Source organism: Bradyrhizobium sp. USDA 3256 (assembly GCF_054058275.1).
In genome coordinates, this window is the sequence record NZ_JBSSAE010000002.1 from 2,651,394 (window position 1) to 2,670,852 (window position 19,459).

Below are 19,459 nucleotides of genomic sequence, written 5' to 3' on the forward strand. Positions count from 1 at the left end.
GGGGATCAGCATAATATGCTACAATTCAAATAAAATGATGAAGAATATGCGAGATTGTTATGAACACACATGACCTCGTGGCGTTCGTCGCCGTGGTGGAGACCGGATCGATCGTCGCGGCCTCGGCGCGGCTGAACCTGACCCAGCCCGGCGTGACGCGGCGGATCCAGAATCTCGAGGAGATGCTCGGCGCGCAGCTGCTCGACCGGCTCTCCAAGCCGCTGAAGCCGACGGCGGCGGGAATCGAGGCCTATGAGCTGGGCCGCCGGCTGTTGCGCATGCTCGACGACCTCAAGTCAGGCGTCGCCAATGACGGCGTGGTGCGCGGCGAGTTCAGGCTCGGCTTGACGCCGTTTTTGTCGGAGGCGGGGCTCACCGGACCGCTCGACGCGGTGCGCGGCGAATTTCCAGCGCTGGCGGTGCGCGTCGTCTCGGGCTGGTCGCCCAACCATATGGAGCGGGTCAGCCGCAACGAGCTCGATGCCGCGGCAATCTGTTTGCCTGACCGCACCGCGCCGCCCGACGATCTCGTGGCCTCCGATCTCGGCGCGCAGCCGGTGGTGTTCGTCGTCGCGCGCGACATGAAGACGCCGAAGTCCGTCGATCTCGAATGGCTGTCGCGGACCGGATGGGTGATCAACCAGGACGGCTGCGGCTTCCGCCAGACGCTGAAGCGCCATTTCGATGCGGCGCATCTGCCGTTCAACATCGCGGTCGAGGCGCTCGATAGCGAGCTGCGGCTGTCGCTGGTGGCGCGCGGGCTCGGCATCGGCCTCGTGACGCCGGTGGCGCTGAAACGAAGCCCGATCCGTAGCCGGCTCAAGGCCGTGAAGATCGCGGATTTCAATCCCGCGGTCCGCGCCTGGATCGTGCATCGCCCGCCGGCCGGCCGGCTGGCGCGGCCGATCGAGGTGTTTCGCGCAGCGCTGGATCGCGAGTTGCAGGCGCTGATGCACGGGTAAATGCGTAGGATGCGGCTAGCGCAACTTCCCGCGTGCCGTCACAGGCAACGCACCGATGATCTCGTCACCGCGCACCATCACGACCTCGTCCATCATGTTGACGACGACGCAGACGTGATTGGGCACGATCCGCACCACGTCGCCGACATTGGGCCGCGTGTTGCTGCGGGACAGATCAAGGAAGCCGTGTTCCTCGGCGAAGCGCGCGATCCTGGCCTCGGGATGTTCGAGGATCAGGCCGTGGCCTTCGAGGCCGCCGGTGTCCGAGGTCAGCGTCTTGGAGCCGGCATCGAGGATGCCGCGCTCCGGGCCGGCGCGGCTGACGACGGTCGAATAGATATGCAGCGCGCAATCGTCCCAGGTCGCGACGCCGGCCGCGACCTGCATGCGGTCGTTGTAGATGTAGGTGCCGAAGCGATGCTCGGTGCCGCCCTTCAGCTTGCCGAGGTTCTTCAGGTTCGGCGTGCCGCCGGTGGAGACGATGGTCGCGTCGAGGCCGTGGGCGCGAACGCCGGCCAGCGCCTCGTCGTAGAATTTCTGCGCATCGGCCCAGCCGGTCTCGGTCGGGTACAGCATGAAGCCCGCGAAGCTGAGGCCCTTGGAGGCTGCGATCTCCCGCGCCAGCGCGATCGCCTCGGCCGGGGTCTCGACGCCGGCGCGCTTGCGGCCGGTGTCGCATTCGACCACGACCGAGAGTGAGCGGCCGGAGGCGGCTGCGGCCTTCGGCAGATCGCCGACGACGACGGAATTGTCGGCGGCGACGGTTACGTTGGCCTTGCCTTGCAGCGCGCCGAGCCGTGCCATCTTCTCGTCACCGAGCAGATTGTAGCTGATCAGGATGTTGTCGATGCCGGCGTCCGCCATGATCTCGGCCTCGCCGAGCTTCTGGCAGGTGATGCCCTTGGCGCCGGCCTTGATCTGCAGCTGCGCCAGCATCGGGTTTTTGTGCGTCTTGATATGCGGGCGGTTGGCGACGCCGGCCTCGTCGCAGGCCTTCTGGATGCGCGCGATGTTGCGCTCGACCCGGTCCATGTCGATCACGGCGCAGGGCGTGCCGTATTCCTTGGCGATCTTGGCGGCGAGGGGCGTGGTCATGATTTATCCTTCTTCTCCGACCTCGTAGGATGGGTAGAGCGACGCAAAACCCATCGACTCTCTTCTGCGCGGACACAGGATGGATTTTGCGGAGTTTATCATCGGGCCGCGCTTTGCGCGGTCCCGTTGGCTCCACCCATCCTACACTACGCTTGTTCGATCTCTTCGCGCAGCACCTCGAGTTCGAGCCAGCGGTCCTCGGCGGCGGCGAGCTCCTGCTGCGCCTTTGCGATCGCCGCCGAGGCGGCGTCGAATGTCTTGCGATCCTTCGTATAGAGATCGGGATCGTCGAGCAGCTTCTGCTGCTTGGCGATCTCGTTGTGCAGCTTGTCGATCGTCTTCGGCAAGGTTTCCAGCGCGTGCTTCTCGTTGAAGCTCAGCCGGCGCCTCGGTGCTGCTTCGGGCGCCGCGGCTCTGGCTTCCTTCTTCTCTTCTGTCGCTGCATCCGCCTTCACCGTCTCGCGCTTCACGTCGGCACCGCGCTGCGCCAGCATGTCGGAATAGCCGCCGGCATATTCGATCCAGCGTCCCTGGCCTTCGGGCACGATCACCGACGTCACCACGCGGTCGAGGAAGTCGCGGTCGTGGCTGATCAGGATCACTGTGCCTTCGTAATCGCCGAGCATGTCCTCGAGCACATCGAGGGTTTCGAGGTCGAGGTCGTTGGTCGGCTCGTCCAGGATCAAAAGGTTGGACGGCTTGGCCAGCGCGCGCGCCAGCATCAGGCGGCCGCGCTCGCCGCCGGAGAGCGCTTCGAGCGGCGTGCCGCGCTGCTCCTGCGCGAAGAGGAAATCCTTCATGTAGCCGATGACGTGCTTCGACTTGTCGCCGACCATGACGTGATCGCCGCGGCCGCCGGTCAGCGCCTCGGCCAGCGTCAGCTTCGGGTCGAGGCTCTCGCGGTGCTGGTCGAGGGTTGCCATCTCGATATTGGCCCCGAGCCGCACCGAACCGGAGTCGGGCGGATCGTTGCCGATCAGCAGGTGCACCAGCGTGGTCTTGCCGGCGCCGTTCGGGCCGACGATACCGAGCCGGTCGCCGCGCTGGATCCGGGTCGAGAAGCCGTCGACGATCTTGCGCTCGCCGAACGCCTTCGCGATGTTCTTGGCCTCGATCACCAGGCGGCCGGATTTCTCGGCCTCGGCGGCGGCGAGCGTGGCATTGCCGGTGGCGCCGCGATAATCGCGGCGCTGGTCGCGCAGCGCATGCAGATTGCCGAGCCGCTTGACGTTGCGCTTGCGGCGGCCGGAGACGCCGTAGCGCAGCCAGTGCTCCTCGTTGACGATCTTGCGGTCGAGCTTGTGCTGCTCGCGCTCTTCCTCGGCCAGCACCTCGTCGCGCCACGCCTCGAAGGCGCCGAAGCCGCGCTCGATCTGCCGGATCTGGCCACGGTCGAGCCAGGCCGTGGTGCGCGACAGATTGGTGAGGAAGCGGCGGTCGTGGCTGATCAGCACCAGCGCGCAGCGCCGGCTTTCCAATTCGCCCTCGAGCCATTCGATGGTCGGCAGGTCGAGATGGTTGGTCGGCTCGTCCAGCAGCAAAATATCGGGCGAGGGCGCCAGCACGCGGGCCAGCGCCGCGCGGCGTGCCTCGCCGCCTGAGACATGCGCCGGATCTTCTTCGCCACTGAGGCCGAGCTGTTCGAGCAGATAGCGCGCCTGGTAGTGGTCGTCGCCGGGGCCAAGCCCGGCCTCGACATAGGCCAGCGTCGTCTTGTGCTCGCCGAAATCCGGCTCCTGCGGCAGATAGCGGATGGTGGCGCCGGGCTGCACGAAACGGCTGCCGGCGTCGGGCTCGACCAGGCCGGCCGCGATCCGCAGCAGCGTCGATTTGCCGGAGCCGTTGCGGCCGATCAGGCAGACGCGCTCGCCCGCGGAGACCGACAGCTCGACGCCGGTCAGCAGCGGTGTGCCGCCGAAGGTCAGGCTGATGTCCTTGAGCTGGATGAGAGGAGGCGGGGCCATCGCGCTAACCCTGCTGGCTCGCCTGCGCCTGCTCGGCGCGGCGGCGCTGGATGCGGCGGATGGTCTGGTCGAGCGTCGACAGGAAGGTCGAGCGGTCGCGCGGCGAATATGATTTCGGTCCGCCGGTGATCTCGCCCGACGAGCGCAGATCGGTCATCAGATTGCGCACCGCGAGCGTCATGCCGATCGACTGTTCGGTGAACGGCTTGCCGTTCGGCGCGATCACGTCGGCGCCGGCCTTGACGCAGCGGCTCGCCAGCGGAATGTCCGCCGTGATCACGACGTCGCCTTCATGCGCGCGCTCGGCGATCCAGTCGTCGGCCGCATCCATGTCGGAACCGGCGGCGATGCGCTCGATCAGCGGATCCTGCGGCACGCGGATGAAATTGCCCGCGACCACGCTGACGGGCACGCCGAGCCGGATCGCGACGCGATAGATCTCGTCCTTCACCGGGCAGGCGTCGGCGTCGACATAGATGCGGGTGGGAGCAGGGGTTTCAGTCATCGATTCCAGGGTTGGCAGGCGCGGCCTGCGTGTACTCCATCGGGCGGAAAATAGCGAGCAAAACGAGAGGCTTGTCACGCTGCCCGGTTCGACTACGATTGCCTGAGAAAAACAACGGAAATAAGGGGAAACCCCATGGATTCGAAGACGGCTTCGCTGACCTACCGCGTCTCGGCGTACAACACCTCGAAACTGTCGGAGAACAAGATTCACGACGACACCGTGGCGCGGAAGTTCGGCTTTTCCGGCGGGCTGGTGCCCGGCGTCGACGTGATGGCCTACATGATGCACCTGCCGGTCGAGAAATGGGGCCGCGATTTCCTCGCGCGCGGCCTGATCGAGGCGCGGTTCGTGAAACCGGTCTATGACGGCGAGATCGCGGAATTGACCGGCCAGGAGACCGGCAATGGGCTGACGATCGAGCTCCACAGCCGCGGCGAGCTCTGCGCCACCGGCACCGCCTCGCTGCCGGTGTCCGCGCCGAAATTCGTGCTCGACGACTACAAGCAGGTTGCCGCGGTCGCCGAGCGCAAGCCGGTCAGTGCGTCGTCCTATGAGGAGGGCAAGTGGCTCGGCACCATCCCGCGCGACTGGTCGGGCGATGCCGCGAAGGAGTATCTCGCCGATATCCGCGAGACCGACCCGATCTACCTGCGCGAGGGTCTCGGCCATCCCGGCCTGCTGCCGCGGGTGATGAACAAGGTGCTGGTCGACAATGCGATCCTCGGGCCCTGGATCCATGTCGGCACCCGCATGCAGCTGCTGTCGGCGGGCAAGATCGGCGACGAGCTGACCGCGCGCGCCAAGGTGACCGGCAATTACGACAAGAAAGGCCACCGCTTCGTCGAGCTCGATGCGCTGGTGCTCGGCAATGGCGTGCCGCTCGCGCATTGCTGGCACATCGCGATTGTTCAACCGCGCGAACAGACGGCGGCGTAGATGTCCATCACCATCGACTATTATCTGTCGCTGAACTCGCCCTGGACCTTCATGGGCAGCGCGCCGTTTGCTGAGATCGCGCGGCGCCATGGCGCAAGCGTCAACGTCAAGCCCTGCAAGTTCGGTCCGATCTTCGAGCAGACCGGCGGCCTGCCGCTGCCGAAACGCTCGCCGCAACGGCAGGCGTATCGGCTGGTGGAGTTGAGGCGCTGGCGCGAGGTGAGGGGCATTCCGCTCAACGTCGAGCCTAGGTATTTTCCCAGCGATGACCTTGCGGCGGTGCGCCTCGTCATTGCTGCCGCCCTGCAGGGGAAGGATGCGCACCGCCTGTCGCTGGAGTTCGGCCGCGCGATCTGGGAACGCGAGGAGGCACTCGCCGACGCCGACGTCATGTCGGCCGCCGCGCAACGCGCCGGCCTCGACGTGGCCGCCCTGCGCGCGGGCGCTCCGTCGGATGTCGAGCTCGACCGGCTCTACGAGCAGTATACGCAGGACGCGCTGAAGGCCGGCGTGTTCGGCGCGCCGAGCTACGTGCTGCCGTCCGGCGAGATTTTTTGGGGACAGGACCGGGTGGAATTTCTGGACCGCGCGCTGAAGACGTTGGCGTGATTGGACCCGAGCGGGCGACGACGTAGGGAAGGGGCAAGACCGCCCCGCACCAACAGGTGTCATACCCCGCGCATGCGGGGTATCCAGTACGCCGCGGCTTCTCGGCTCAACAACTGCTGCCTCTGGAATACTGGATCACCTGCTGGAGCCTGTCATCGGGCGGCGCATCGCGCCGACCCGGTGGCGGGTGATGACAGCGGTGGGTGAGGCGAAACGGCGCCTTACGCCGCGCTCGCCTTGGCGTCCTGGATCGCGCGCCAGACGCGTTCGGGCGTCAGCGGCATGTTGATGTGCTTGATGCCGTATTCCGACAGCGCGTCGACCACGGCGTTGACGATGCAGACGAGGCTGCCGGCGCAGCCGGCTTCGCCGCAGCCCTTGGTGCCGAGCGGGTTGGATTTCGCCGGCGAAGGATGATCGCCGACCAGCATCGCCGGCACGTCGCCGGCACGCGGCAGCGCGTAGTCCATGAACGAGCCGGTGATCGGCTGGCCGGAGGCGTCGTAGCTGATCTCCTCCATCAGCGCCTGGCCGATACCCTGCGCGACGCCGCCATGCAGCTGGCCCGCGACGATCATCGGATTGACCACGACGCCGAAATCGTTGACCGCGGAGTAGCGGACGATCCGCGTCACACCGGTGTCGGGATCAATCTCGACCTCGGCGACGTGGCAGCCGTTCGGGAAGGTCGACGCCGTCTCCTTGGTAGAGTGATCGACGTCGAGGGTCTCCGGCGTGCCTTCCGGCATCTTGCCGGCGCGCATCCGCTCGGCGAGCTCCATGATGCCGATCGAGCGGTCGGTGCCGGCGATGGTGAAGCGGCCGGCGCCGAATTCGATGTCGGCCTCGGAGGCCTCCAGCATATGCGCGGCGGCCTTCTTGCCCTTCTCGACGACGAGCGCCGAGGCCTCGACGATCGCCTGTCCAGTCGCGGTGATCGAGCGCGAGCCGCCGGTGCCGTTGCCGAACCGCACCAGATCGCTGTCGCCCTGTTCGAGGGTGATCTTCTCGAAGGGCACCCCAAGCTGGTCAGACAGCACCTGCGCGAACGGCGTGGCGTGGCCCTGGCCGTAATCCAGCGTGCCGGTGGTGAGCTTCACCGATCCGTCGGGCTCGAAGGTGATCTTGCCGAGCTCGCCAGACGGCGGCGCGGTGACCTCGAGATAGGAGCCGACGGCGATGCCGCGCAGCTTGCCGCTCTTCTTGCTCTCCTTCTTGCGCTTGGCGAAGTTGTCGTAGTCGGAGATTTCCAGCGCCTTGTGGAACACGCCGGCGAAATCGCCGCTGTCGTAGGTGACGCCGGACGCCGCCGGGAAGGGCAGCTGCGACGGCTTGATGAAATTGCGCTTGCGCAGCGTGAAGCGGTTGATGCCCATCTCGTCGGCGGCGGCATCGATCAGCCGCTCCATGTAGTAGTTGGCCTCGGGCCGGCCGGCGCCGCGATAGGCGCCCATCAGCGTGGTGTTGGTCAGGACCGTCTTGATGTCGACGCCGAGCAGCGGCGTGCGATAGACGCTGGCGAGGTTCTTGCCGGTGTTGAGCGACAGCGGGCCCGGCGCGACTCCGGTGATGTAGGCGCCGAGATTGCCGTAGCCGGACAGCCGCACCGCGAGGAACTTGCCGTCGGCATCGAGCGCGAGCTCGGCGTGGATCAGCTGCGCGCGGCCCTGGCTGTCGGACAGGAAGCTGGTCGAGCGCTCGTCCAGCCACTTCACCGGGCGGCCCAGTTCACGCGCCGCATGCGCGATGCAGGTATATTCGGGATAGTTGAGGTTCTTCATCCCGAACGAGCCGCCGACATTGCCGGTGAGGATGCGGACCTTGTCGGCGGGCACGTTGAGCAGGCGCGCCAAAATCGCCTTGTTGCCGGACACGCCCTGGGTCGGCACCTGCAGCGTGAAGCGTTCGGTTTTCTTGTCGTAATGCGCGAGCGCGACGCGCGGCTCCATCGAGACCACGGCGACGCGGGTGTTGACGATGTCGAGCTTGGTGACGTGCGCCGCGCCGGCGAACGCCGCCTCGATCTTGGCGGTGTCGCCATAGTGATAGTCGAGCGCGACGTTATCGGGGATGTCGTCATAGAGTTGCGGCGCGCCCGGCTTGGCAGCCTCGGCCGCATCGGTCACCGCGGGCAGCGGCTCGATATCCACCCCGACAGCCTCGGCGGCATCGCGCGCCTGCGCCGCGGTCTCCGCGACCACGAAGGCGACGGGATCGCCGACGAAGCGCACCTTGTCGGTCACCAGCGCGGGGCGGTTGGTCTGCTTGAGCGGGGAGCCGTCGCGGTTCTTCAGCGGCAGGCCGCAGGTGAAGGGGTTGTAGCCGGCGGCGGCAAGGTCGGCGCCGGTCCAGACCCCGAGCACGCCCGGCATCGCCCTGGCGGCCGCCGTATCGATCCCCTTGATGATTCCGTGAGCATGCGAGGAGCGAACCATCCAGCAAGTGGCCTGGCCGGGCAGCGAGAAATCGTCGGTGTATTTGCCCTTGCCACGCACCAGGGTGTCGTCCTCCTTTCGTCGAACAGGCTGTCCGACACCGTATTTTTGCAGTGCGATAGCGTTTTCGAGGGAGGCAGGCGGCGTGTGATCTTGCATCGAAAATGACCTGAAATGCCCGGATTTGCTGGAGTTTGGGGGCGCTGAGGAGATAACGCACACCCCCCTTAACGACAACGCCCGATTGGGCATGGACCCAATGTGAACGGAGTTTGCGTAGGGCTTTGACGCTGCTAAAGTTTCCGTGAACGATAATTATTCGGCGGGCCTTTTGGTCCCGCGGAAAGACAGTTTTGATGAACGACCATGTGCGGCTTTGCGACGGCCCCCCGGCCAGCGAAGCCCCGCCAGGGTTGGTTGCGGCAGCGGCGGAAAGTGGCGTCTACGCCGCGCTGGACCTTGGCACCAACAATTGCCGGCTGTTGATCGCCTGTCCCACCGGCGACGGGTTCCGCGTGGTCGATTCCTTCTCGCGGATCATCAGGCTCGGCGAGGGCATCGCCGCCACCGGCTCGATCAGCGAGGCCGCGATCGAGCGTGCGATTGCCGCACTGGCCATCTGCAGCGACAAGATCCGCTATCGCAAGGCGCGCCGGCTCCGCCTGATCGCCACCGAGGCCTGCCGCGCCGCCGGCAACGCCGAGAGTTTCCGTGCGCGGGTGGCGGCCGAGACCGGCATCAAGCTCGAGGTGATCGATCGTGAGACCGAGGCGACGCTCGCCGTGATCGGCTGCTCGCCGCTGCTTGATCCGAAGGGGCGGGGCGCCATCCTGTTCGATATCGGCGGCGGCTCGACCGAGCTGGTGCGGATCGAGCGCGACCCCAACGCGCTCGACGCGGCGCCACGCATCAAGGCGTGGATGTCGATCCCGCTCGGCGTCGTCACGCTGGCCGAACATTTCGGCGGCAAGAACGTCACCAGGGATATGTATGCGCGAATGATCGATGAGGTCGCGCGGCACGTCGCGCCGTTCGCGGCCGAGCACGGCAAGGATCTGCGCGACATGCACATGCTCGGCACCTCGGGCACCGTGACCACGCTCGCCGGCGTGTTCCTCAATCTGTCGCGCTACGACCGCCGCCGCATCGACGGCATCTGGATGAACGATTGCGACGTCACCGCGACGATCCAGAAGCTGCTCGGCATGAGCTATGAGGCGCGCGTCAACAACAACTGCATCAGCGTCGAGCGCGCCGATTTGGTGCTCGCCGGCTGCGCGATCCTCGATGCGATCCGCAACGCGTTCCCGATGCCGCGGCTCCGCGTCGCCGATCGCGGCCTGCGCGAGGGCATGCTGGTCGAGATGATGCGCGAGGACGGCGCGCTGCGGGCGTGCTAGAGCCTGAGCTACCTCGCCCCGCCCTTGCGGGGGAGAGGTCGGATCTTACGCGAAGCGTAAGATCCGGGTGAGGGGCCGCTTCCACACATTCAGTATGCGGAAGCAGCCCCTCACCCCAACCCTCTCCCCGCAAGAGCGGGGCGAGGGAGAAGCACACACACCGAGACGCAAGAACCATCATGGCGAAAGACACCACCGGACGGCTGCACGTCACGGTCAAGAGCGGCGGCAAGCGCAAACTGTCGTCAAAACTCTGGCTCGAGCGCCAGCTCAACGATCCCTATGTCGCCAAGGCCAAGGCGATGGGCTACCGCTCCCGCGCAGCTTTCAAGCTGCTCGAGATCGACGACAAATACCGTCTGCTCAAGCCGGGCATGACCGTGGTCGACCTTGGCGCGGCGCCCGGCGGCTGGAGCCAGATCGCGGCCAAGCGGACCGGCGCCGTCGACGGCAAGGGCAAGGTGGTCGCGATCGATCTGCTGGAGATGGGCGAGATTCCAGGCGTCACCTTCGCGCAGTTCGACTTCCTCGACCACGACGCGCCGGAAAAACTGATCGTGATGATGGGCGGCCGCGCCGACATCGTGATGTCCGACATGGCCGCCAACACCACCGGCCATCGCAAGACCGATCAGCTGCGTATCATCGGCCTGGTCGAGACCGCCGCGCATTTCGCCGGCGAAGTGCTCAATCCCGGCGGCACGTTCCTGGCAAAAGTGTTCCAGAGCGGCGCCGACGCCGAGCTGGTGGCGCAGCTGAAGCGCGATTTCGCGACCGTCCGCCACGTCAAGCCGGCCGCCAGCCGGCAGGATTCGTCGGAGCGCTATGTCTTGGCGACAGGATTTCGCGGGCAGCAACAGCCGTTATTGCGCGGGGAGTAGCGGCGACGCATCCGCCGAAGCCCCCTCGAAGGCAATCCATGATTTCTCATAGGGTGCGGCCGGAGCGCCGCCCCGCTACGCGAGCGCGGTCGCGGGCGACCTGAACCATTGGAACTCTTCCCGTTGCGGCGTATTCTATCTTCCCGACGCGGTCAGTTCGTTGCGTATCCGGCCTGGCGCCACGGCAGGTTTGTGCAGCGAGCCGCGCCTCCGTCTTGCGGAGCTCTTCCGTGATGGAACGCAGGTCGAGCATAGGTAATCGCCTTCTGGCGGCCTTGCCGCCCGCCGACCTTGATTTGCTTGCGCCTCATCTCCGCAAGGTATCGCTCGAACGCGACGCCGTGCTGGTGCGGTCGGGCGACCTCGTCGAACAGATCTATTTTCCCTGCACGGCATTGATCGCGTTCGTCATGGACATGCCGAACGGACAGGCCGTTGCGACGACAATGATCGGCAATGAGGGCGCCGCCGGCATCCTGTCGACACTCAGGTCGATACGCTCGCCGATGACCGCGGTGGTTCGCGTCGCGGGCACGACGTGGCAGATTTCGCCGGCACGATTTCACGCCGCGCTCGCGCACAGTCACGCGCTTGCCAGTGCGGTACAGCTCCATATGCGGTCGTTGCTGGTCCAGTTCCAGCATATCGCGGCGTGCAATGCGCTCCATTCCGTGGAGGCCCGCCTGGCCCGGTGGCTGTTGCAGGTTCACGATCAGATCGGTGACGACACGCTGCCGTTGACGCAGGAGACGCTGTCGGAATTGCTGGGCGTGCGACGAACGACCGTGACCCACGTCGTGCACAAGCTTCGCGCCTCGGGCGCAATCCGCTCCAACCGGCGGAGCTCGATCGAGGTCGACAGGCCGCGGCTCGAAACCGCGGCCTGTGAATGCTACGAGATCATGCGCGGCAGGATCGACCGCATCGTATCCGCGGAAGGGATCAGGTCGTCCGGTCACGGCGCGCCACCACATGGACCTCGGCGTTCGCACGCCGGACCGTGGACCAATGGCGACAAGGTTCATGCACATACGCGCGGCGCGGGCGCTGAGCGATCACGAAGCCATTGAATTAGGGTTAGGCAAGCGCAGAGGTCAGGACGCCTTGCGCAATTCCAGCTCGGGTTCGTCGACCCACGCGTCCCTGGCGAACCATTCGTGATTGGTCCGACAGCTCGTGCAATAGCTGCGCGAAAAGAACACGGTGCTGCACCGGAACGTCTCGCGGTCGGATTTCATGCCGGTATTGATCGCACGTCCCGTCCGCGGGCATTTGATCATGATGACGCCCACCTTGGTCCTCCTCCAATGTGAGAAATTGCGGCTCCCGCGCACCGTCGGCTGGACCGCGCCCCTTCTGATCGGAGACGTTTGGTCCAGCCGGCCTGGGAGCGGGGGGGGGGGGGGCGGCTCCTCAGGAACGTGTTTTCAGGGTCTTTGCAAAGCTCTTCTTGATCGGCTCGGAGGTCTCGGTCGCGACCTTCTTCGCGATCTCCCAGAGCTCCTTATTCTGCGCGGTCGTGATTTCGAAATTCTTGCGGCCGTGATCGGCCGAAAGCTGGATGACTTCCGACACCGACCTGGTGCCGGCGAGTTCGGATATGAACGCGAGGGCCGAACTGGCGTTGGCATGCGAGATCTCGATCACCTTGGCTGCGTAATCCGCGGCGCCCTTGGCGTTGACCGCATATGCCTCCTTGAGCAAGACGGAGATTTCCTCCGAGGCTTCCTTGACCTTCTCGAACTGTTCCCGGACGCGTGTCGCATTTTGTTCAGCGATACCCTGAAAGGCCTGGGGCAGCGCGAACAGGGGCAGGCTAAAGCCGCCGGCTTTCGGATTGTCGCTCACTTCATTCGTGTGGACGTCACTCACTGGCTCTGATCCTTTCAAGCGAAACCAAATCAAGGAAAATCCGCGCCTCGCGGTGCACGGACGCTGAGGAAGCGTAGCTGGAGCGCTCCCTTCCACCTGTTTTTTGCTGATGCCGGGTCACCGCGTGCCCGCTTGAGCAGGACTATGCAGGATCGGCGGTGCAGCTTCCGTTCGCTTTCTGACTCTCGCGGAGATTTTTTTCCGGGACGAAACGGCCGTCGTATCGTGGCACCGTGGGGCGTTCAGCCACCGATCGCGGCGGTGGCGCAGCCGGTGCGGCTGGACATCCCGGCCGCTTGCCTCAGGAGGGTGCGTGGTCGGATGTCATCCTGATCGGAAGGCGCGCAGCACGACATTTCGGCGCGACTGCTTGGAACCTCGGTGCGTGGCCGGAGTCGATTCCTTTGCTCCCGGCCAATGCCCCCCAAGCCCACCGGGAGAAAACCCCCCACTGGGTTGGCGGCCTTGGTGCAGCGTCAGTTTCGCGCACCGGGGCCGTTTCGCGCCGGACTGGAAAATTGGAAACCGCGGGCGCATACTTCTGACATGGCGACCATTGTTCAATGCAATTGCGGCGCCGAGTACAGACGCACCGAAGAGAAGTTCTTGGTGCCGCATACGGGTGATGCGATCTGCACGGTCTGCGGAGCTGCGCTGGAATCGTGGCTGGAAGCGACCCACGTTCCCACATACGAACTTATCGAACGTCCGGATCGAGGGCAGCCAGGCGGAATGACCGGCCACCCCTAAGGGCTCGGCCGTGACCGGACGGCGGTTTGCAGTGTCCGTGCCTCGGAGACGGCTCGTTCGATCGACTAGCCGAGGCGCTGATCGCGCGCGTTCTGGGTGTCCTCGGTCGCTGCCTTGACAGCGTCAGTGGCGGCGCGCTTCTCGGCGCCCTTGCGGCTCGAGATGTCGATCGCCTTGCGGCCGGCGATCTCGTTGCCGGCCTCGGCCGGCATCTGCCAGAAGAACCAGGCCGAGGCCGCCGAGATCAGCGAGACCACGATGAAGGCGGGCGCGAACACGTCGGCGGAGAGCTCGGTCTGGTGATGCAGCGCCAGCGTGGTTTCGACCGAGAACGCGCCGACCGCGACGCCCGCGGAGACCGCGAGCTGCTGGTTGACGCTGACGAGGGTCGTGGCCCGGCTCATCTGCGGCGCCTCGACCTCGGCATAGGCCACAGTGTTGATCGCGGTGAATTGCAGCGAGCGGAAGAAGCCGCCGACCACCAGGATGGTGAAGATCAGCATCAGCGGCGTCGAGATCGTGAACAGGGCGCAGGCGGCGAGGAAGGCCGAACTGACCACCGCGTTTACGGTCATCATGTTGCGGAAGCCGAAGGCGCGGATGATGCGCGCCGCCAGCGTCTTCATGCCCATGGCGCCGACCGCCGACGCAAAGGTGACGAGACCGGACTGGAACGGCGACAGGCCGAAGCCGACCTGCATCAGCAGCGGCAGCAGGAACGGCAGCGCGCCGATGCCGAGCCGGAACATGAAGCCGCCGATGATCGACGCGCGCATGGTCGGCAGCCGCAGCAAGCCGAAATCGAGCACCGGCGAGCCGGTGCGCCGCGCGTGGATGACGTAGAGCGTCATCGAGACCGTGCCGACGGAGACCAGCGCGGCGACGATCGACCACGGTAGCAGATTGAGCCCGGCCACCGACAGCCCGAAGGCGATGCCGGCGAGGCCGATCCCGGCCAGCACCAGTCCCATGAGATCGAAGCGCTCGGGATCCTCGCTCTTGATCGGGTCGATGTATTTCAGCGCCAGGAAGATGCCGAGCAGGCCAATCGGGATGTTGATCAGGAAGATCCAGTGCCAGGAGAAATAGGTGGTGATGAAGCCGCCGAGCGGCGGCCCGATCACCGGGCCGATCAGCGCCGGGACCGTCACCCAGGCCATCGCGTTGACGAGCGCGCTCTTGTCGACCGAGCGCAGCAGCACCAGCCGCCCGACCGGGGTCATCATCGCCCCGCCGAGGCCCTGCAGGATGCGGGCGAACACGAAATCGGTCACCGAGGACGACAGTGCGCAGCCGATCGAGCCCAGCATGAATACGCCGACGGCGCCGGCAAACACGATGCGGGCGCCGAAGCGGTCCGCGGTCCAGCCGCTCGCCGGGATGAACACCGCGAGCGACAGCAGGTAGGAGGTGATCGCCAGTTTCAGCGTCAGCGGGCTGGTGCCGATATCGGCGGCGATCGCGGGCAGCGAGGTCGCGATCACCGTGGAGTCCATGTTTTCCATGAACAGGGCGGTGGCCACGATGAGCGGGATCAGGCGTTGCTTGTTCATCAAAACAGGACAGCTGTGCTGAAAAAGGCGGGCGAGGGGGCCATATCATCCTGCCCTCGGCCACGCTATTGCGGAACCGGCCAAACGCCCTAAATCCTGCGTGACGCTGGTATGCATCCGCCCGTGTCAGAGCCTTTCCGTTCCGATAGGATCGGAACGGAGGCCCTGGATTGATGTTTTGACGCGTTTTCTTCACGCGAACCGGTATCCACTTCGCTCGAAAACGCTCTGGAAGGTGTACCGTGATCTACGTCCTCGCCGCTCTCTTGCCGCCGATCGGGCTGCTCCTGAACGGACAGCCGTTTTCGGCCATCTTCAATCTGGTCCTGATCGTGTTTTGCGCGGTTTTCGGGCTGTTTTTCCACGTGTTGCTGCTGGTGCCGTCGGCCCATGCCGTGATCGCGGTCCACATGAAGCGCGAGGACCGGCGCCATCGCGAAATGGTCGAGGCGATCCGCCGCCATGGGCCGCCGCCGGGTTACCGGGCGCCCTGAACCGGCCCCCTAAAAAGGCCTGTGCATGGCTGGCAAACACTTTGATTCGTCATGCCGCCATGCTATCGACCAGCGTCAACCCCACCGATGGGCGCCGATTCGACGGTGACGCAGCGAGCGTCGCCGCAGGCGGCGTTCATCCGTAAGACCATTGCGGCTGGGCCGCAGATAAAGGAGTTGGCAATGGCCACGGGATTTCCAGCTATCCGCGAAGCCTTCACGTTCGACGATGTGCTGCTGAAGCCCGGTTTGTCCGACGTGCTTCCCTCGGAAGTTGATATTCGCTCGCGCGTCACCCGCGCGATCTCGCTCAACATCCCGATCATGGCGTCCGCGATGGACACCGTCACCGAGGCGCGCATGGCGATCGCGATGGCGCAGGCCGGCGGTCTCGGCGTCATCCACCGCAACTTCGATCCGGAAGGCCAGGCCGCGCAGGTGCGGCAGGTCAAGAAGTTTGAGTCCGGCATGGTGGTCAATCCGCTGACCATCGGCCCCGACGCCACGCTGGCCGATGCGCTGACCCTGATGAAGGAGAACGGCATCTCGGGCATTCCGGTCGTCACCGGTGCCGCCAAGAACGTGCCGGGCAAGCTGGTCGGCATCCTGACCAACCGCGACGTGCGCTTCGCCAGCGATCCCCGGCAAAAGGTCTCGGAGCTGATGACGCACGAGAACCTCGTCACGGTGCGCGAGGGCGTCGGCCAGGACGAGGCGAAGCGGATGCTGCACAAGCATCGCATCGAGAAGCTGCTCGTCGTCGACGATCAATATCGCTGCGTCGGCCTGATCACCGTCAAGGACATCGAGAAGGCGGTCGCTCATCCGCTCGCCTGCAAGGACGAGCACGGCCGCCTGCGCGTCGCCGCCGCCACCACGGTCGGCGAGACCGGCTATGAACGCACCGAGCGGCTGATCGATGCCGGCGTCGACGTCGTCGTGGTCGACACCGCGCACGGCCATTCGCGCCACGTGCTCAACGCCGTCAACCGCATCAAGCGGCTCTCCAACGCGGTGCAGGTGGTGGCCGGCAACGTCGCGACCGAGGGCGGCGCGCAGGCACTGATCGATGCCGGCGCGGACTGCATCAAGGTCGGCATCGGCCCGGGCTCGATCTGCACCACGCGCATCGTCGCCGGCGTCGGCGTGCCGCAGCTCACCGCGATCATGGATGCGGTGGCGGCGGCGAAGAAGGCCGACGTGCCCGTGATCGCCGACGGCGGCATCAAATATTCCGGCGACCTCGCCAAGGCGCTCGCCGCCGGCGCCGACATCGCCATGGTCGGCTCGCTGCTCGCCGGCACCGACGAGACGCCGGGTGAAGTCTTCCTGTGGCAGGGCCGCTCCTACAAGGCCTATCGCGGCATGGGCTCGGTCGGCGCGATGGCGCGCGGCTCGGCCGACCGCTACTTCCAGCAGGACATCAAGGACACGCTGAAGCTCGTCCCTGAAGGCATCGAGGGCCAGGTGCCCTACAAGGGTCCGGTCGGCAATGTGATGCACCAACTCGCCGGCGGCCTGCGCGCTGCGATGGGCTATGTCGGCGCCAAGGACATCAGGGATTTCCACGACAAGGCCGAATTCGTCCGCATCACCGGCGCCGGCCTGCGCGAGAGCCACGTCCACGACGTCACCATCACGCGCGAAGCCCCGAACTATCCGGGCGGGGTGTAAGCCCAAGCACCGTCATTCCGGGGCGGTCCGAACGACCGAACCCGGGGTCTCGGGATTCCGGGATGCCATCATCTGCTAGGCGAGCCAGCGCTTGCGCCGCTTGTAGTGCTTCACATCGCGGTATGATTTTCGCTTCTCTCCGGCGACGCCAAGATAGAACTCCTTGACGTCCTCATTTGCGGCGAGCGCGTGCGCCTCGCCGTCCATCACCACGCGGCCGTTTTCGAGGATGTAGCCGTGGCTCGCATATCTGAGCGCCATATTGGTGTTCTGCTCGGCGAGAAGAAACGACACACCTTCCTTGGTGTTGAGATCCTTCACGATCTCGAAGATCTCTTCGACGATCTGCGGCGCGAGGCCCATCGATGGTTCGTCGAGCAGGATCATCTTCGGGCGCGACATCAGCGCGCGGCCAATCACGCACATCTGCTGTTCGCCGCCCGACGTATAGCCGGCGGTGGAATTGCGTCGCTCTTTGAGGCGGGGGAAATAAGCGTAGACACGTTCAAGGTCCTGCGCGATCGCGAGCTTTCCGTCCGTCCGCGTAAAGGCGCCGGTCAGGATGTTCTCCTCGACCGTGAGATGAGGGAAGGCACGGCGACCCTCCATCACCTGGATGCAGCCGCGTCGCACCACGTCGTTTGGCGACAGGGACTTCACCTCGACGCCGTTGAACAGGATCGAGCCCTTGGTGACCTCGCCGCGCTCTGCGTGCAGCAGATTGGAGACCGCCTTCAGCGTCGTCGTCTTGCCGGCGCCGTTGGCGCCGAGGAGTGCAACAATGCCGCCTCGCGGGACCTCCAGCGAGACGCCCTTCAACACGAGAATGACGTGATCGTAGACAACCTCGATATTGTTGACCGATAGGATCAGCGCTGCCGCTTCCGTCGCAGCGGTGACGACCTTGGCGATTGACATGCGCAGACCTCCAAACGGAGCAGGGGCTGGGATCCGGGAGCAGGCAACCCTGCCTCCCGGATCACTCGCACGGGGTCAGGTTTCCTTCGCGCAGTCGCGCGGCTTGATCTTCTTCTCCGCGGCATACTTCGCGGACACATCGGCGACGAGCGGTTCGATCAGCGATTCGTCAGCCGTGTACCAGTCGGAGATCACTTTCCAACCCTTGCCATCCCATTGCTGGACGCGCCCGTAGCGCGCGCCTTCGTGGTCGGAGCAGGAAATGCTGACCGGCTTCAACATTCCCTCAAAACCGAGCTCCTTGATTCGTGCATCGGTGAGTATGAGGTTCTCAAGCCCCCAACGGACCTGCTCGCCCGTCAGCGGTTGCTTGCCGAATTTTTCTTGCGCCTTGCGGATCGCCTCTACGCCGAGCATGGCATTCGTGATGCCGCGGTTGTAGAGGACTTCGCCGATCTTGCCAGGTTCTGTCGAACCCTTTCCCTTGGCGTAGACGTACTTCTCTATGTCGGCGTGCGCGGGGAATTTTCCTGCGCCATGCTGAAGCATCAACGATTTGTAACCGCTGGCCTGATCGCCCGCCGGCGTCACATCCGGCTCCGCGCCTGACCACCAAACACCGATCATCTTGTCGCGCGGATAGGCGACGGCGGCGGCTTCCTTGATTGCCGTGCTGTTCATGACGCCCCAGCCCCAGACCAGGACATAGTCGGGCCGATGCTGGCGGATCGCCAGCCATTGCGACTTCTGCTCGACGCCGGGATGCGTGACGGGAATCGGCGTGAACTCAAAGCCGTACTTCTGCGCCAGCACCTGCAGCATCGGAATTGGCTCTTTGCCATAGGGGCTGTCATGGTACAGCAACGAAATCTTTTTGCCTTTCAGCTTGTCGAAGCCGCCGAGTTCCTTGGCGACGTGCTGGATCGCGATATCGGCCGCGGACCAATACGTGCCGAGCAACGGAAAATTATATGCGAACACCGCGCCGTTCTTGGAATCGGCACGGCCATACCCCATCGTGATGATCGGGATCTTGTCAGCCGCGGTCTTTTCGGTGAGTGCGAAGGTGATCCCGGTCGACAGCGGGTTGATGAAGGCCGCGCCGGTTGGTCCTTTGCTCTTGAGACGCTCGTAACACTCCACTCCCTTGTCGGTCGCGTAGCCCGTCTCGCATTCCTCGATCAGAATCCTGACGCCGTTGATGCCGCCGTCACGTTCATTGATCAGGTTGTAATAGTCTACGACGCCATTTGCGTAGGGCGCGCCGTTCACAGCGTACGGTCCGGTCCGGTAGGACAGAATTGGGATGAACTGTTCGTTTTGCGCTGCGGCCGGTGCGCTAAGCGCCGCGCCGGCCAAGGCGGTCGCGAGTATCAGTAACCTGCGTGCAATACTTGCCATATTGATA

At 65.2% G+C, this 19,459-nt stretch carries 16 protein-coding genes; 8 read left to right on the top strand and 8 right to left on the bottom strand.

The window, feature by feature from the left end; genetic code table 11:
- Positions 1-59 precede the first annotated feature (59 nt).
- Complete coding sequence (locus ACVWY5_RS13955; RefSeq protein WP_028335029.1) at positions 60-962, top strand: LysR family transcriptional regulator; 903 nt, start codon at positions 60-62, stop codon at positions 960-962.
- Positions 963-977: 15 nt separating this feature from the next.
- Here the strand turns inward: ACVWY5_RS13955 and ACVWY5_RS13960 are convergent, their stop codons facing one another.
- The 3 genes from ACVWY5_RS13960 to ACVWY5_RS13970 all read right to left on the bottom strand — a co-directional run bounded on the left by ACVWY5_RS13960 (position 978) and on the right by ACVWY5_RS13970 (position 4,526).
- Positions 978-2,057 (bottom strand): D-TA family PLP-dependent enzyme, encoded by a 1,080-nt coding sequence (locus ACVWY5_RS13960; RefSeq protein ID WP_028335030.1) that lies wholly within the window; start codon positions 2,055-2,057, stop codon positions 978-980.
- A 146-nt stretch (positions 2,058-2,203) separates the two neighbouring features.
- Positions 2,204-4,021 (bottom strand): ATP-binding cassette domain-containing protein, encoded by a 1,818-nt coding sequence (locus ACVWY5_RS13965; RefSeq protein ID WP_028335031.1) that lies wholly within the window; start codon positions 4,019-4,021, stop codon positions 2,204-2,206.
- A 4-nt stretch (positions 4,022-4,025) separates the two neighbouring features.
- Entirely contained in the window at positions 4,026-4,526 is a 501-nt protein-coding gene (locus ACVWY5_RS13970) for a YaiI/YqxD family protein (protein WP_028335032.1), read from the bottom strand.
- Positions 4,527-4,661: 135 nt separating this feature from the next.
- On the opposite strand from ACVWY5_RS13970, the gene ACVWY5_RS13975 reads away from it, so the two are divergent.
- On the top strand, positions 4,662-5,465 hold the full coding sequence (locus ACVWY5_RS13975; protein ID WP_028335033.1) for a hotdog family protein: 804 nt from the start codon (positions 4,662-4,664) through the stop codon (positions 5,463-5,465).
- Complete coding sequence (locus ACVWY5_RS13980; protein WP_028335034.1) at positions 5,466-6,074, top strand: 2-hydroxychromene-2-carboxylate isomerase; 609 nt, start codon at positions 5,466-5,468, stop codon at positions 6,072-6,074.
- A gap of 221 nt (positions 6,075-6,295) precedes the next feature.
- Here ACVWY5_RS13980 and ACVWY5_RS13985 read toward each other — a convergent pair whose 3' ends face one another.
- Positions 6,296-8,668, bottom strand: coding sequence for a xanthine dehydrogenase family protein molybdopterin-binding subunit (locus ACVWY5_RS13985; RefSeq protein ID WP_028335035.1), 2,373 nt, complete (start codon positions 8,666-8,668; stop codon positions 6,296-6,298).
- A gap of 197 nt (positions 8,669-8,865) precedes the next feature.
- Between ACVWY5_RS13985 and ACVWY5_RS13990 the strand changes: the two genes are divergently transcribed.
- From ACVWY5_RS13990 to ACVWY5_RS14000, 3 genes are all read left to right on the top strand, one after another.
- Positions 8,866-9,909, top strand: coding sequence for a Ppx/GppA phosphatase family protein (locus tag ACVWY5_RS13990; protein ID WP_028335036.1), 1,044 nt, complete (start codon positions 8,866-8,868; stop codon positions 9,907-9,909).
- Between the two features lie 179 nt (positions 9,910-10,088).
- Positions 10,089-10,790, top strand: a complete 702-nt coding sequence (locus ACVWY5_RS13995) for an RlmE family RNA methyltransferase (RefSeq protein WP_028335037.1) — start codon at positions 10,089-10,091, stop codon at positions 10,788-10,790.
- A gap of 233 nt (positions 10,791-11,023) precedes the next feature.
- Positions 11,024-11,860 (top strand): Crp/Fnr family transcriptional regulator, encoded by an 837-nt coding sequence (locus tag ACVWY5_RS14000; RefSeq protein WP_080667121.1) that lies wholly within the window; start codon positions 11,024-11,026, stop codon positions 11,858-11,860.
- A 343-nt stretch (positions 11,861-12,203) separates the two neighbouring features.
- Here the strand turns inward: ACVWY5_RS14000 and ACVWY5_RS14005 are convergent, their stop codons facing one another.
- Entirely contained in the window at positions 12,204-12,662 is a 459-nt protein-coding gene (locus tag ACVWY5_RS14005; RefSeq protein ID WP_321176896.1) for a phasin, read from the bottom strand.
- Between the two features lie 815 nt (positions 12,663-13,477).
- Complete coding sequence (locus ACVWY5_RS14010) at positions 13,478-14,965, bottom strand: DHA2 family efflux MFS transporter permease subunit (protein WP_028335040.1); 1,488 nt, start codon at positions 14,963-14,965, stop codon at positions 13,478-13,480.
- 242 nt (positions 14,966-15,207) lie between these two features.
- Here ACVWY5_RS14010 and ACVWY5_RS14015 point away from each other — a divergent pair, with 242 nt between their 5' ends.
- Together ACVWY5_RS14015 and guaB are read left to right on the top strand one after the other, a co-directional pair.
- Positions 15,208-15,459: a hypothetical protein gene (locus ACVWY5_RS14015; RefSeq protein ID WP_018271177.1), complete on the top strand. Its 252-nt coding sequence runs from the start codon at positions 15,208-15,210 to the stop codon at positions 15,457-15,459.
- 183 nt (positions 15,460-15,642) lie between these two features.
- Complete coding sequence (gene guaB / locus ACVWY5_RS14020) at positions 15,643-17,133, top strand: IMP dehydrogenase (RefSeq protein ID WP_028335041.1); 1,491 nt, start codon at positions 15,643-15,645, stop codon at positions 17,131-17,133.
- A 75-nt stretch (positions 17,134-17,208) separates the two neighbouring features.
- On the opposite strand, the gene ACVWY5_RS14025 is transcribed toward guaB, so the two are convergent.
- Both ACVWY5_RS14025 and ACVWY5_RS14030 read right to left on the bottom strand, forming a co-directional pair.
- Positions 17,209-18,051, bottom strand: coding sequence for an ABC transporter ATP-binding protein (locus ACVWY5_RS14025; RefSeq protein WP_028335042.1), 843 nt, complete (start codon positions 18,049-18,051; stop codon positions 17,209-17,211).
- A 75-nt stretch (positions 18,052-18,126) separates the two neighbouring features.
- On the bottom strand, positions 18,127-19,452 hold the full coding sequence (locus ACVWY5_RS14030; RefSeq protein WP_038377602.1) for an ABC transporter substrate-binding protein: 1,326 nt from the start codon (positions 19,450-19,452) through the stop codon (positions 18,127-18,129).
- Positions 19,453-19,459: the final 7 nt, after the last annotated feature.